This window comes from Paraglaciecola polaris LMG 21857 (assembly GCF_000315055.1).
Classification (GTDB): domain Bacteria; phylum Pseudomonadota; class Gammaproteobacteria; order Enterobacterales; family Alteromonadaceae; genus Paraglaciecola; species Paraglaciecola polaris.
In genome coordinates, this window is record NZ_BAER01000013.1 from 33,798 (window position 1) to 49,292 (window position 15,495).

Annotated in this window: 10 protein-coding genes; 4 read left to right on the top strand and 6 right to left on the bottom strand. The window is 43.7% G+C overall.

What is annotated here, in order from left to right; genetic code table 11:
• Nucleotides 1–210: 210 nt before the first annotated feature.
• The 3 genes from rimO to GPLA_RS01045 form a co-directional block, all read right to left on the bottom strand.
• The gene (rimO, locus tag GPLA_RS01035; protein WP_007102935.1) at nt 211–1,617 is read right to left on the bottom strand and encodes a 30S ribosomal protein S12 methylthiotransferase RimO; all 1,407 of its coding nucleotides are present in this window, start codon (nt 1,615–1,617) and stop codon (nt 211–213) included.
• A gap of 208 nt (nt 1,618–1,825) precedes the next feature.
• Nucleotides 1,826–2,944, bottom strand: coding sequence for a PepSY-associated TM helix domain-containing protein (locus GPLA_RS01040; RefSeq protein ID WP_007102936.1), 1,119 nt, complete (start codon nt 2,942–2,944; stop codon nt 1,826–1,828).
• A gap of 129 nt (nt 2,945–3,073) precedes the next feature.
• Nucleotides 3,074–5,215 carry a TonB-dependent siderophore receptor gene (locus tag GPLA_RS01045; protein ID WP_007102937.1) on the bottom strand — a complete coding sequence of 714 codons (2,142 nt, stop codon included), beginning with the start codon at nt 5,213–5,215 and terminating at the stop codon, nt 3,074–3,076.
• A 207-nt stretch (nt 5,216–5,422) separates the two neighbouring features.
• On the opposite strand from GPLA_RS01045, the gene GPLA_RS01050 reads away from it, so the two are divergent.
• Together GPLA_RS01050 and GPLA_RS01055 are read left to right on the top strand one after the other, a co-directional pair.
• Nucleotides 5,423–6,175, top strand: a complete 753-nt coding sequence (locus GPLA_RS01050; RefSeq protein ID WP_007102938.1) for a transglutaminase-like cysteine peptidase — start codon at nt 5,423–5,425, stop codon at nt 6,173–6,175.
• A gap of 31 nt (nt 6,176–6,206) precedes the next feature.
• Nucleotides 6,207–8,129: a bifunctional diguanylate cyclase/phosphodiesterase gene (locus GPLA_RS01055; RefSeq protein WP_007102939.1), complete on the top strand. Its 1,923-nt coding sequence runs from the start codon at nt 6,207–6,209 to the stop codon at nt 8,127–8,129.
• 95 nt (nt 8,130–8,224) lie between these two features.
• Here the strand turns inward: GPLA_RS01055 and GPLA_RS01060 are convergent, their stop codons facing one another.
• The 3 genes from GPLA_RS01060 to GPLA_RS01070 all read right to left on the bottom strand — a co-directional run bounded on the left by GPLA_RS01060 (nt 8,225) and on the right by GPLA_RS01070 (nt 13,335).
• Entirely contained in the window at nt 8,225–9,655 is a 1,431-nt protein-coding gene (locus tag GPLA_RS01060; protein WP_007102940.1) for an HlyD family type I secretion periplasmic adaptor subunit, read from the bottom strand.
• Nucleotides 9,652–11,790 carry a type I secretion system permease/ATPase gene (locus GPLA_RS01065; RefSeq protein ID WP_007102941.1) on the bottom strand — a complete coding sequence of 713 codons (2,139 nt, stop codon included), beginning with the start codon at nt 11,788–11,790 and terminating at the stop codon, nt 9,652–9,654. Before GPLA_RS01065 ends, GPLA_RS01060 begins: the two co-directional genes overlap by 4 nt.
• A gap of 189 nt (nt 11,791–11,979) precedes the next feature.
• Nucleotides 11,980–13,335 carry a TolC family outer membrane protein gene (locus tag GPLA_RS01070; protein WP_007102942.1) on the bottom strand — a complete coding sequence of 452 codons (1,356 nt, stop codon included), beginning with the start codon at nt 13,333–13,335 and terminating at the stop codon, nt 11,980–11,982.
• Between the two features lie 247 nt (nt 13,336–13,582).
• On the opposite strand from GPLA_RS01070, the gene GPLA_RS22850 reads away from it, so the two are divergent.
• Nucleotides 13,583–14,806, top strand: a complete 1,224-nt coding sequence (locus GPLA_RS22850) for a retention module-containing protein (protein WP_007102943.1) — start codon at nt 13,583–13,585, stop codon at nt 14,804–14,806.
• A gap of 77 nt (nt 14,807–14,883) precedes the next feature.
• The coding region (locus GPLA_RS22855; RefSeq protein ID WP_193362930.1) for an Ig-like domain-containing protein at nt 14,884–15,495 on the top strand (612 nt) is incomplete at its 3' end.

Below are 15,495 nucleotides of genomic sequence, written 5' to 3' on the forward strand. Positions count from 1 at the left end.
GAGATAGTTAATAAAGGTTCAGCCGAGCTATAAATATCAGGAATAAAATGAGTAGTCAAAATCACAGGTTATACTGGTGTATTTCTGGCTACTAAGGTTTGCAAGCCGCAACTCGAATAAAACAAAAAGCCCGCAATATATTATTGCGGGCTTTTTAATAATTCTACAAAAAAACGATTTTAGTTAACGCTCATTTATATTTTTCCGGCATTACTCTTCTACTTTTACTGCCCAAAGATCATATTCGTTGCTATGAATAATTTGTGCCCAGATGATATCGCCTGGCTCTACATCAAACCCATCAGTTAAATGCACATTGCCATCAATTTCAGGGGCATCTGCGTAACAACGACCCACAGCACCTTCTGGTGTGACTTCATCAATAATTACTTGGTATTCTAAACCAATTTTTTCTTTTAGCTTAGCTGTGCTGATCTGTGATTGTTTTTGCATGAAACGCTCAAAACGCTCCTGCTTAACGTCTTCGCTTATGGGGTCTGGCAATTCATTTGCTTTGGCGCCTTCCACATCAGAATATTTAAAACAGCCCACTCGGTCTAATTGCGCTTCATCTAAGAAATCCAGCAACATTTGGAAGTCTTCTTCTGTTTCACCAGGGAAGCCAACAATAAAGGTTGAACGAATCACTAACTCGGGACATAGCTCACGCCATTTTTTGATGCGCTCCATGGTGCGCTCAGCAGCAGCAGGGCGCTTCATTAATTTTAGAATACGTGGGCTGGCGTGTTGAAATGGAATATCTAGATAAGGCAACACTTTACCAGACGCCATCAGTGGCATGACTTTGTCTACTGACGGGTAGGGGTAAACGTAATGCAGACGTACCCACATGCCCATTTCGCCGAGCTTTTTGCACAATTCAGTCATGTTGGTTTTAACTGGCATGCCGTCCCAGAAACCCATTTTATTTTTAACATCAACGCCATAGGCACTGGTGTCTTGTGAAATGACTAATAATTCTTTTACACCGGCATTTTTTAAACGTTTGGCTTCATCTAATATTTCACCAATAGGACGGCTGACTAAATCGCCGCGCATGGATGGAATAATGCAGAAGGTGCATCTGTGATTACAGCCTTCAGATATTTTTAAATACGCATAATGGCGAGGCGTTAGTTTCACGCCTATATCTGGCACTAGGTTTAAATAAGGATTATGGCTCGGTTGTGGCAGGTGCTCGTGAACCTGATTAACCACCTCTTCGTAGGCGTGAGGTCCGGTTATGGCGAGTACATTTGGGTGTACTTCGCGAATTTCGTCTTCTTTTATACCTAAGCAGCCAGTGACGATCACTTTACCATTTTCCGCTAATGCTTCACCTATGGTATCCAGTGATTCTTGTACTGCCGTATCGATGAAACCACAGGTATTCACGATGACCAAATCTGCGTCATTGTAGGTGTTTACCACGTCGTACCCTTCGGTGCGAAGTTGGGTCAAAATACGCTCAGAATCAACCAGGTTTTTTGGGCAGCCCAGGCTAACAAAACCAATTCGTGAACCTGTCGATAAGGTGTTTGGCTTGTCGGCTTCTAGGATCTTTACCGGTGTTTCTAGGGTGGTAGTTTGCTTGGGATTAAAGGTTTCAACAGTCATCAAATGCTCAAAATAAAGTAGTGTATCGCGGCGTTTGCCAATTGCGGGGATTATAGCGGAATTGCGTTGTGAATGTCATGACAAACAGATGGTCTGTCATATTGGGCAAGATACACTCACCAGTGACAGGTAAATTCGCTGGTGAGTGAGTCTATGGATATTAAGGTCAGTTAGCTGCGTGTATGCTGTCCCTAGGAAGGTCGACTGGTCATGATTGTTTTTGGCTTTGCCTTTGCTGGCGATTACGCTTGGACTGGGTTTTCATTTTACGGGTTTTATAAAATAAATAGCCGCCGGTGAAGCCAAGCAGCAATGGGCTTAAACCCAAAATAGACCATACGACTTTACTCAACAAGCCTGCAAAATCGCCAAAGTGCAGTTTTCTAAAACTGTCAATGATTACGGCGCTGGTGGTGTTATTGCGAACATCTTGCTGGTGGACCCATTCTCCTGTTTGGCTGTCGAAGGTGACGGTACTGGCGTATTCGCTGTTAAGGGGATTATTTGTCGGGACATCACCAAAGAAGGTGATCTGCATCCCGTCTTCATACGGCAGTACCAAGTAAGTAGGGGTAAAGTCATTTATCCGAGTTTTCGCTTTGTCATGTAAGCGCTGAATGGAAAGTTGCTCATTGTATCTGGGGGCCACTTGGCTAGGAATGTCGTCGTGGGCATGATCGGTGAACTCATGTATCAGTTCGGTGATATTCCAGTAACCACCGGTGATGGCTAAAATCAATAAAATGGGGGAGGCAATAATGCCGAGCATTTTGTGCATGTCGCTGAACAAAATGCGTTTCGCGCTTTGCCAGCGTAAGGTAAAGAAGCGGTGCCAGAACTTACGATAAATAATCAGGCCACTACCGGCTAAAAACAGCAATATGCACGACACCACAAAACCTACGGCTATGCCTGCGTCATGCAATAATAGGGTGAAATGTAAGTCCAATAACCAGTCGGTGAAATCACTGTGCAGGCCTACTGGTGTTGATAGCGGATCCCCAGTGTACTGGTTAACGTACACTTTAAACCAGTCATTACTTTTATGCTGAATAATATAGGCGGCATCAGAGCGTTGCTTGTCGTCAAATAATTCCCAAGTGCCGACCTCAAAATTGGGATGCGCGCTTTTCACTGAACGGATAAGCGTGTCCAAGGGTAATCGTTCAGCAGTGTTTGCTGCATTGACTTGCAATTTTTCTGGCATTAGTAGACTGTCGATTTCAGACTTAAAGACTAAAATACTGCCGGTTAAGGAAATAAGCAGCAGGGGAATAAGCGCAATCAGGGCGCTATAAGCATGCCATTTATGGAGTGTTTTTCGCATGATGTTAGATCCTTAACTAAGCAAAAAAAACGATATGCATTAGGTGCCATATCGTTTTCAATCGAGCCTGCCTCTTGAGTTAAAAAGCGCTCTTTGTGTAATGTAAATATCGGATATCGCGTTAACTATTTATAATTTCCAGCTCAAGGTGGCATTGTAATTTACCGGTGCGCCGTAAAAGCCTTGTGCCCAATACAAACTATTAATGTATTTTTCATCTGTGGCATTGTTGACATTCACCGTTAAGGTAATGGCGTCGTTAAACTGATATCGGGCCATTAAATCCACTACGCTATAGGCATCTTGTGTGGTGGTTATGGTGTCTCCCGCGTTAGTGAACCCTTCCCCGACAACACCTTGATCGCGTGATGTCTTGTTCTGCCAGCGCATGTTAATGCCCACACTGAATTGATCCCATTGCTGAAACTGATAGGTAGCGCCGAGCTTTAATAGCTGACTGGGGGTATAGGCTTTTACTGTTTCATCGCCGTCAATATCGAAATCGGTATAGCCGAAACTGACCTGTAAGCCATCGGTCAGTTGCCCAGCAATATCCAGTTCAAATCCGTTACTGTTTATGCCGTCTGCGCCAATATAGCGTTGTGCCGCGATTGGAAAATCCGCGGTGGCGGGATCAATAATGGCCACATTGACTTGTTCAATATCGAAGTACGCAAGTGAGGTGATAAGTGAATCATTTAGCCATTGACGTTTAACCCCGATTTCACGGCTTTCACCGGTTATGGGGGCAAGAATGTTGTCATTAATATCCACTTGAGTTTGCGACACAAAGGTTTCGGTGTAACTGGCGTAGGCTACCGTGTTGGGCATGAATTCATATACCGCACCTAAATAAGGAATAAATTCATCGTTATTGACATCTTGCAACACTCCATAAGATGTCCCTTGTGCCTGCCATTCGTTAAAACGACCGCCTGCGATGATATGTAAGCCATCGGCAACATTAAAACGTCCGGTAAAGTAAGCGGCTTTTTGCTTCGTTTGTACGTCACTGCCAGTTAAGGCATCGGCGAAGGTGGGTTTAGGCGTGTTGCCGTTCCAAGTATTCAAATTGGTGATGGGAGGAAATCCATTACCTGTGGTGTAGTCATATAATGATGAGTCTGTGTAGCTCATTTTTGCGTAATTAAGCCCAAATACCACTTGGTGATCCCGGTTAAATAAGCTGAAATCGCCACTCACATAGACATCGAATAAGTTATGTTCATCGTCTAAGTCATATTCACTGCCATAACCGGTTAAGCCAAGCTCGGTTTCTTTATCAGGGGTACCAAACACATAAAATAATTCAGTATCTTCATCTGTGGTCTTATGGGAATACGTACTGCGAAGGGACCAATTGTCGTTGAAATAATGGCTCAGCTCTATCACGGTATTGTTTTTGATAACCGTCCAGTTTGACCAGTCCGCAGACGTGTTGGTCGACGTATCATAGTTGGTTGCGCTGCCGTCTGTGTAAAATAAGGGTAGGGCACCCCAGTTGTTGCCTTTTGCTTTGTTATCAAGATAACTGTGGCTAAACGATAGCTTAGTGCTGTCGGTTAGATTGGCCTCAACAAAACCGTAAACTAACGTTTTATCTTGCTCGTAGCGATCAAGGTACGAGTCTTGTTCTTGTTTAACCGCCACGACTCTAGCGGCTATGTTGTCGGTAATGGGGGTGGATACATCTGCATCAATACGGTGGTTATTCCATGAGCCTACCGTGGCGTTTACCTTGGCTTGTGTCTCAGCCGTGGGCCGTTTGCGAATAAAGTTGATAGTGGCTGATGGATTACCTACACCGGTCATCAGGCCATTCGCCCCGCGTATGACTTCAACCCTTTCATAAATTGCGGTGTCTTCATCTGCGTGGTTATTGCCGCTGGTTAACGGTAATCCAATGCCGTCGATTTGAAAGTTAGTTATATCGAAACCCCTAGCGGTGTAATAGGTACGGTCGGTTTCAATACGCTGTACGTTCACCCCGGTCGCACTGTCTAGGGCGTCATTAATATCGTTTAACTGGAAATCTTGCATCTGCGCGCTGGTGATCACTGAAACCGATTGGGGAATGTCAAATATATCCAAATCTAGGCGTGATGCGCCGCTCGCGGAGTGAGCACCGTAGCCATCAATATATGAACCAGTTACTTCTATCTTCTCAATCGCCTTTGAGTCGTTGTTATCTGTTGTTTGCGCAAGTGCTATGTTGGAAAAAAGTGTGAACAGTGTGAACAGTGTGAAATAGCTGAATCTGTGGTTGGTCATGATCTTGAGCAGTGCCTTTATATTAAATCAAGTTGAAATATTGCGAGACAAAGATTGTTACATATCAAAAAGGTAATGTAAATAATAGCTATTCGCATTTGAGTTATGGGTGAAGTTAATTTAACTTAACTATCTGCCTGATTTAACTTGCAGTTATCAATTCGGATGACTTATAAAGGTAGTGATATTCGAGACTAATGTGGAGTGATGGGGATTAATCTTTTAATTTGGCTGGAGCGAGCATGTTCCTTTGAAGTAGTATCCGGTTATATTATTTCCGGTTTCAAAAAGACAAATATTACTCGTTTTTGCATTGTGGCCCTGTTTGCATCAATGCTAACCAGCGCGCAAAAAGTCAATGTGGAGTTTGACCTATTCATTTCGCTGTTACATGAGCGTTACGATCCCATGCGTGCAGATGTGGGACGTGAACTTCAGAAGATGCTGGAAGGTTTGCATAATGCGTCTGAAATAGACAAGGTGAATACCGTCAATACGTTTTTCGATAATCAACTTACCTACCAGACCGATATTGCCCTATGGCATGAAAAAGATTACTGGGCGACGCCGTTAGAGACCTTAGGAAAGGGCAGAGGCGATTGCGAAGATTACGCCATTATTAAGTACTTTATGTTGCGGTACTTAGGCGTGGCCGAAAGCCAATTGCGTTTAGTCTACGTCAAAGCAAGAATCGGTGGACCTAGAAGTAAAATTACCCAAGCACATATGGTATTGTCCTACTATTTACCTAAACAAAGTGAGCCCCTTATTTTGGATAGTTTACTGGCCGATGTGGTGCCTGCTTCCCAACGCCCAGACCTACTGCCTGTGTTTAGTTTTAATACCCAAGGATTGTGGGCTAAAGGCTCAACAAACTCAGTAGCGAGTCCCACTGCACGTTTGTCTAGATGGCGAAATGCCCTGGATAAAATAAAACTAGAGGGGATCTCGTGGGGGTAATTTATCTCATCAACACAAAGGTAAATGATACATGTCGTTAGTCAGGCAGTTATGGCTATCAGTCATTTTAATTTTGCTGGCTAGCTCGCTAACCAACTTTTTCATCAGTACTTACTTTGAACGTAAAAATCTGCAAGAGCAGTTGTATTTAAAAAATGTCGATGATGTCAATTCCTTGGCCTTGATGCTCTCCCAAGATGATAAGCAACTCACCGATATTGAATTATTGATTGCTGCAACCTTTGATGCTGGGCATTACCAACGGATTGAGTTAATTGATCCAGCGGGCGATAGCATATTTAAACGCCAGTATAGAGGTGAGCTCACTACTGACGTGCCTGCTTTAGCGCAAAAGGTATTTCACTTTGAGGTCGAGCCTGGTATCGCTCAAGTCAGCAGTGGTTGGAATCGAATTGGTACCTTGTATCTAGAAAGTCATACTCAGTATGTACATGAAGCACTATGGCACCGTACCCAAGCCTTCTTTGTGAGCTTTATCATTATCAGCCTCGTTGCAGGGTTAATAGGCTCATTAGTGCTGCATTTTATTTTGAAGCCACTGGACATGGTAGTAGAGCAAGCCCACCGCTTCTCGGAAAAGCGTTTTATGACATTGCCCCTGCCACGTACCAAAGAATTTGCCAAAGTCGTTTTGGCCATGAACTCATTAGCCAAGCGCTTTAAAAGCATTATTGAAGATGGTAATAAACGCCTGGATGAGCTGCGATATAGAGGTCAGCATGATGAGTTAACGGGATTGGCTAATTGTGAGGCATTTGAGACGTTACTCGACGCCCAGTTAAAATATCGGGATCGAGAAGGGCATAACGTTCTGTTTATGTTGAAAATTTTCGGCATGAGTGAAATTTCATTGCGCCTTGAAAAGCAAAGGGTAGATGAAATTATTGTGGAGTTCACCCAAGTCGTATTTGACTTCACCAAGCAAATTGAAGGGCGTTTTACGGATGTACGCTTTGGGCGTTTAAATGGTTCTGAATTTTGTATTTTGTTAACTGAAGCAGAAGATATTCAACAGCTTAGTGATGTATTAGTTGAGGCCGTTCGTGCCTTTAAAGGCCGTTCTCGCGACATGTATGAACTGTATATTTTGCATGCGGGTGTCTATCTCTCCCCAGACGAAACACGAACTGTATTAATGCGCCGGGTTCAGGCCTTACTTATTGAGGCATCAAAAGAGCGAGCTATGGCGTTAATCGACAACAAACTAACAATCGTGGCGCCGTTTAATGATGATATTCAATGGCGTAAAGCGTTGAATAACGCTTTGTCTGATAACATTCACGCCTTGACGTTCCCGGTGGTGAGAAAAGATGGCAGTGCTATTCATTATCAAGCCTTGATGGGATTGGAACTGGACAACGATATTCGCAAAGGCGGCTATTTTGTACACTGGGCACGACGGCTGAATATGATCCCGCAAATTGATGTACGTATGATTGAACATATACTGGCAAAAATTGAGCGTGAGGAAAACGCTTACGATTACGCCATATTGTTGTCATACGAAACCATGATTGACGAGCCAGCATTAACAAGCATATTAAATTTATTAAACCGCGATAAAAGCTTGGCGCAACATGTCTGCCTTGAAGTTAGAGAAAGTGTTGCATCGGCGCATTTTGATCTGTTCAAACATTTTACCCTGACGCTCAAGGACACAGGCTGCAAAATAGGCTTAAAACGAGTAGGGGATTCATTCTCAACTTTACTTGATTTACAAGAGCTCGGGTTGGATTACATTAAAATTGACAGTGCGTTTGTGTATAACGTGTCGATTAATGTGTCGAATCAGAATTTTCTGCGTGGCTTATGCTCGTTAGCGCATTCACTGGGGATAGTGGTGATAGCGGACGGGGTGACCAGTAAAGAGGATGGCGATACACTCTTTGAGAGTGGGTTTGATGGCATGATATCGTTAATGCAGCAGTTTTAACTGGCACAATTCACGCGTTTTGGTACATGTTATGTTGTGGGCCGCTTATTGCTAATGGTTTGCAATATGTTGCCCATGTGTCTGCTGTGGCATTATTAACGTTCGGTCATGGCGATAGACGTGGCGCGTAATAATGGTTTTAAAATGTAATCTAGTACGGTTTTTTTACCGGTAATGATATCCACTTGGGTTGTCATACCCGGAATGATTTGCATGCCATTTTTAAAACTATTGGAATCGGTTTGCAGGCGCACAACATAATAGGTTTCATCCTTCTCATCGGTGATCGTATCAGCGCTTATGTGGGTTACTTTGGCCTCTAGGCCGCCGTATATAACAAAATCATAAGCGGTAAATTTGACCATAGCAATTTGCCCAGGGCGCAAAAATGCAATGTCTTTAGGTTTTACTTTTGCTTCGACGATCAGCTGGTCATCGAGGGGGATAATTTCGATAACATCGCTTCCTGGTGGTACCACTCCGCCAATAGTGTTGGTAAACAAACGTTTTATCGTCCCTTTCACCGGTGACTTAAGATCCGCTTGGTAGACGATATCCGCTAAGCCAGATTCAGTCTCTTTGATGGAGTTAAGCTCAGTTGCCACGTCACTTAACTCATTGCGCCAGCGGTTAGTGGTTGTGAGTTCTTTCTCTCTTATCTTGGAATTGGCTTCGGTTATTTCGGACTCGTTGCGCCTGATGACTGACGCATTACGTTTTATCTCGCCCTCTATTTCAACCAACTGCCTCTCGAGACGAATGATATCGATATCAGAAATCGCCCCAGATTTTAACAAAGGACGCGTGACCGCGAGTTCTCTATGTATGAGTGCTTTAGTACGGGTGTACTGCTCTTTTGCCGATTGGGCTTCTTGCAGTTCATGTTCCCGCTGGCGTGTTTGCTGCTGATACATGGAGATATGTTGGGCCAACTCTTCCACATTCGCTGCGTATTGATTTCGCTCATGTCGCACGATTTCAGGTGCTTGTTTCACCAGTTTTTCTGAAAACACCGGGTCAATATTTTCAGTAAGCGCTTTTAAGCGCGCTAATTTTGCACTTAATGATAAAAACTGACTGCGATTCTCTCGCAGGGTTGACATGAAACGCGTAGGGTCAAGCCTAAGCAAAATATCACCCGCATTCACCGTTTGTCCTTCCCGGGTTAAAATCTCTTTGACTATGCCACCATCATAGGATTGCACCACTTGTAATTGGTTGGTCGGCACCACTTTACCGTCGCCGCGAGTAACCTCGTTGAGCGTTGCGTTAGCGGCCCAAATTAACAGGGCTGCAAAGGCAAACACGATAAAGTACAGCAACATTCTGGCGCGCAATGGGTTTTGTTGCAGTTGCTCCCAGTCGGCGTCAAGTACCCAGTCATTATTTTTGGGTGGCGATAACCAGCGGTTAAATATGCGTCCAACGTAACTTGTTTTAGGCTCGTTATTGGAGCCAAAAATTGCGCCGAGCTTATCAAATGATTGTTGTTCGGTTGTGGATTGATGTGCTTTTTTATCACTCATAGTGTGGCCTTTACTTTGCCGCTTTTTAGGGCTTCGAGCACCTGGTTTTTTTCGCCCTGGATGACAATTTTACCTGCATCTAAAACGATGATTTTCTTGACCATGGAAAGTAACGACACTCGGTGGGTAACCATTAACATAGTACGGTTTTCGCTGACACTTTCTAATGCGCGTTTGACTTGATCCTCGGCTAGGTGATCCAAGGATGAAGTAGGCTCATCAAGCAGTAAAAATGGTGGGTTGGCAACAATGGCTCGTGCAATAGCAACCGCTTGTTTTTGCCCCCCGGAAAGGTGATGTCCATGTTCGCCCACTTGCAGGTCTAAGCCATCAGGGTGGTTATTTACCACCGACATTAGCCCACTTAACTTCAATGCACGGGTCAATGCACGAGGTTCTGCATGTTTAGCTAAATACATGATGTTGTCTCTGAGCGAGCCAAAGAACAGAGATATTTCCTGGGGCACATAACCCACATTGTTACGAAGTTCGGACAATTCGAGTTGTTGCAGTTCTATGCCATCAATATAGATGTGTCCTGCTGTGGGGGTATATAAACCCAGCAATAATTTCTGAATGGTACTTTTACCCGAGCCGTTTTTACCTAAAATAGCCACATGGTCCCCAGCATTAATTTTAAAGCTGACATCGGATAACACATCTTTGGAATCGTCGTCGTAACGAAACGACACATTTTTAAACTCAATTTCGCCCTTGAACGTGGCGTGGTTAACTTTATGGGTGTTGATAGGGCGTTCTGAAGGTTGCTCCATTAAGGCATTAAGCACTTCCATTGACGTCGCTGCACTGTGGTACTGGGCAATCACACCGGCAACTAAATTAATTGGATTCATCGCTCGGCTGCTAAGCATATAGGCCGCAATAAGGGCACCTTGGGTGAGGTTGCCCTCAATAATGAGATAGACACCGACAATCAAAATAAGGATGCCGACCACCTGCTGAATAAATTGCGAGACGTTGCTGATGGATGAGGAGATAAAGCGAATTTGTGATTGGGTACGTGCCAGAAATATCGTGCTTTTTTCCCAATCTACCTGGACTTTCGATTCCGCGTGAAAACTCTTTATTTCTTCAATATTATCGATGCTTTCTACCAATATGGCATTTCGTAGTGCACCGGATTGCATAGCCCCATTTGCTAAAGCGTGGAGTTTCTTTTGGGCTGAAAATGCGTATCCCACAATTAGTAACGAGCCGACCACTATGGGTATCACGAGTACCGGAGAAATAATGGCAATGATAATGCTAAATAACAGTACAAAAGGTAGATCAACAAATGAAACCAATGTTAGCGAGCTCAACAACCCGCGAATGGATTCAAAAGATTGTATGCCACTGGCAAATGCCCCGGAAGACGGAGGCCTATCCGCTAGGCGAATATTGAGAATTTTCTCCATTAAGGACGAGGATACTTTTACATCGATGCGACTCGCCGCAAGCTCGACGTAATAATTACGTACCATTTTGAGTATTAGGTCAGCCAATAATACAATAGCCACGCCTGAGGCTAGCATCCATAAGGTTTCGATAGCGCCATTAGGAACGACTCTGTCATATATATTCATTACGAATAATGGCATGGCAACTGAGAATAGGTTGATCACCACAGCGGATAAAATGACATCTCGGTAGAGACCGCGACATTCACGTATGACACTCCAGAACCAATGTCCAGTGGTCTTACGATTTATAGTGGGAGCACGTTTGTCAAACTGATGTTTAGGGCGTACGAATATCACTTGCTCGGTAAATAGCTGAGCTAATGTCTCGAGAGACTCGTCTACTGAGGCGCCAGGTAAGTCAGGATATATTACTTTAGCTGTTTTTTGAGCTGCGTCGAATTCTAATAACACGCAGGATTTATTCCCCTTAAGAATTAACACTGCGGGTAGTAACGAGGTATTAATTTGGGTTAATGAACGAGTGGCAATTTTTGATTTCAGCCCAGCTCGTTTTGCTGCCCGGGAAAATATTGACGGTGTTAAATCACCAGCAATTAACGGTAACCCTGAAAGCAGTACATCCTTAGAGAATGTTAAGTTGTAGTGTTCACATATTACATATAAGCAATTACTTAACTCTTCTCTTTCTAATTTCCCTGAAGGGTTTTCCATAATTCATTCTCGATAAACTTCTGTATGCGTAATTTAAAAAAATTTTAGTTATTAATTTTCATACCTATGTATAAAAATTGAAACATAAGCTGTTGATGGAATCACTTCATATATTATTTTATTTAGCCCGAGTTATAATTTTAATTAATGCTGTAAAGTAGTATTCCTTTATTTCATTAATGTTGTTTTTTAATTTTTTGGACATGAGTACTGAATATCAGATTGAATATGAGCTTTCTCTAAGTCGTTAATGTTTGGGAGGTTATTTAATGTTACATTTAAGCTTTTCACTAATATTCCGATTTCAGCCAATACATTTATTAGTGCTTGCTTTTGGCGATACTGAGCATCGATATAGGCGCGGCTCGATTCAAAATATTCGTTCTCCGCATCCAGTACGTCGAGTAGGGTACGTTGACCAATATCGAATTGATCTTTATACGCTGTTTTCACCCGACTTGAAGACAATTTGTGTTGGTTCAAAACTGGAATAAGTCTATTTGACGTTGTGTATTCATTGAACGCGATTTGAATATTTTGACGAACATCCCGGCAAGTTTTATCTCGTAGATCCTTGGCCACATTCACTTGCTCTTGTGCTTGTTTGATAGTGGCTTTATCACGCCCGCCTCGAAACAAATTATACCGAAATTGGAGCCCCACAGACCCTTCGGTTATGGTGTTGTTTAAGCCAAATTGGTCTCTACTCTGACTGCCATATCTGGCCACAAAATCTAGCTGTGGTTTATAGTTTGATTTTTGCGTTTTAACGCCTATTTTTTCAGCTTCTATGTTATGCATAGTCGCGAAAAAAGCGGGACTTGTGCGATAGGTTTGTTCAAGTATTACTGGTAATTCTTTAGCTATTACAATGCCTTGTGTTGATATGGTTTGCAGATTGTCTTTTGGTTGACGGCCGACAATACGAAGGAACCGTGCGCTCACATCATACAAGTTATTAGTGTCTGTAATTACGTTAGATTCGGACAAAGCCAAACGGCCGTTTATTTGTTCTAAATCAGCGGCACGGGATACGCCTGCGCTAACACTTTCTTCAATTTGTGAGAATACTTTTTCGTGGGTATTGAGGTTGTCGTTGGCAAGCTTAACCAGTGCCTGATATTGCTGCACGTCTAGGTAGGCAAGGGCGGTTTCTCTGGCAGTATTTTCCACACTATTGATGAACTCAAAGTACCTCACCATCTGTACCTGACGGAAGCGATTGACCTCATGTTTTACTTTAGAGCCATTGTATAAAGACTGGGTTAATACTACCTCAACATCATTGCTAGAAAACTCTGTGTCGCTGCCGTAATTACGATCTTTATACTGCGAATTTGCGACCAAATCTACGGTAGGTTTATTGCCCGCCTTGGCTGCCCTAAGGCTATGTTTAGCGGCATAAAATGTATGCCAGTTTGCTTGTACTTCAGGATTAGTCTCAATAGCGTCATAAATAGCGCTGGAAATGTCATCCGTTTCTTGAGCGTAAGTCATTGAAGATGTTAATAAAACAACAGATACGGTAAGAAAAATAAATTTCATAAATAATGCTCATGTGAAAAGGTAAATAAAATAAAGTGCGGAGTAATGGAAAAGAAATAAATTAAAATAAGTCCTCCTAAGGGGGCTGTTTTTTATTAGCATTTCCTAACGGTAGCGGTAAAAAAATATTTATCAAGTTTTAAATATTTGATGTTTTAAAGTGAGTTAATTCTTGAACTTAGGTCTTATAGACTGTGCTGATATAGACACTACAATCTAATTATTGTTGGTGGTGTTAGAGGTGTTTATGGCTGAGTTAGAATATACCGTAGAGCGTATTGAAGGTGATGATTCAATAACTGTAATTAGTGAAAACGGTGATATTCGATTTGCATCAGTGGGCGAGGTAATTAATGCCGGTGACACAATTCTATCTTTTGAAGGTGGCCAAGTTGTTTTAACGGCCGGTGGTCAAAACATTGTTATCGATAATAGCGTAGATGTTTTTATTACTGCAGATTTAGCTTCGCAACAAGGTAATCAAGATGACGAAGCGGAAGAAATCAATGTTGATGATGATTTTCTGGCAGCACTTGATGGCGACGGTGATTTACTCGACTCACTAGAGTCGACTGCTGCTGGTTCAGACTCTAGTGGTCAGGATACCGACGGTTCATCGTTTGTGCGTGTGGAGCGTATTTCAGAAGATGTTGACCCAGTCGCTTTTGAATATGCGCAAACCGGAAACGACTCAGTTCAGCTTGAGACACAAGAAGTGTCAGCAGCTGACTTTGATATTGAGTTTGACTTAGGATCTGTGATTAATGAAGTCACTCCCACCTTTGTTGGAACCACATCTGCACCCGCTGGCAGTGCAGTCGATGTGCTTATTACCGATCAAAACGGCACCACGCAGAATGTGACCAGTGTAGTACAAGACGATGGCACATTTACCGTCAATGTAGGTAACGCCTTGCCTGAGGGGACGTTCACAGTTGAAGCGAGCATTACCGATAATGCGGGTAATACCACAACAGTTTCTGTTAGCTCTTCGGTGGATATTACCGCCCCAATTATTGCTGACTTGACTGTTGAAGCGGGTAACAATACGCCAGCTATATCTGGCAGCACAGATGCCGAGCCTGGCACAGCTGTGGTAGTTACACTGATCGACGGCAATGGCGATAGTCAACTATTGAACTCAGTTGTACAAGGTGATGGCAGTTTCAGTGCCATACCTGAAAGTCCTTTAGTCGACGGCGATTTTACCCTTGTTGCGCAAGTGACGGATAACGCAGGCAATACCACATCTGCAACGATCACAGGCAATGTGGATACCACTGCACCTGTGGTGACGGATACCACAACAACCGACAACAATAGTGATACGCCTACATTTACCGGAACCACAAATGCCGAGCCAGGCAGTGCGGTGACGATGACGGTGACGGATGCCAATGGCGACAGCCAAGTTATGAATGCGGTTGTGCAAGAAGACGGAGTTATTCAGCTAGCCCAGCGAACGCGTTAGCCCAAGGGGAATTTACCCTTGTTACCGAAGTCACTGACAGTGCGGGTAACACCAGTTCTGATACGAGCACAGGCAATGTGGATACCAGCGCACCTGTGGTGACGGATACCACAACAACCGACAACAATAGTGATACGCCTACATTTACCGGAACCACAAATGCCGAGCCAGGCAGTGCGGTGACGATGACGGTGACGGATGCCAATGGCGACAGCCAAGTTATGAATGCGGTTGTGCAAGAAGACGGAAGTTATTCAGCTAGCCCAGCGAACGCGTTAGCCCAAGGGGAATTTACCCTTGTTACCGAAGTCACTGACAGTGCGGGTAACACCAGCTCAGATACGACAACAGGTAATATAGACTCCCTGCCACCAACTTTAACCGTGGACGCCCCGGATAATAGCAATGACCCGACCCCGACTATTACCGGCACAACCGACGCGCCTGTCAATTCAGTGGTTAATCTTACGATCACTGGCAATAACGGTGCTGTGCAAACACTTAACGCGACAGTGCAAGCAAACGGCACGTACAGCGTAGAGGTACCAGTAGATTTAGCGGAAGGCAATTATAGTGCTGCGGCCACGGTATCGGATACCGCGGGTAACGAGGCCATCGCCAACGATACTGGCAGCGTGGATACCATTTTACCGACGCTAACGGTAGACGCCCCAGATGACAGCAATGAC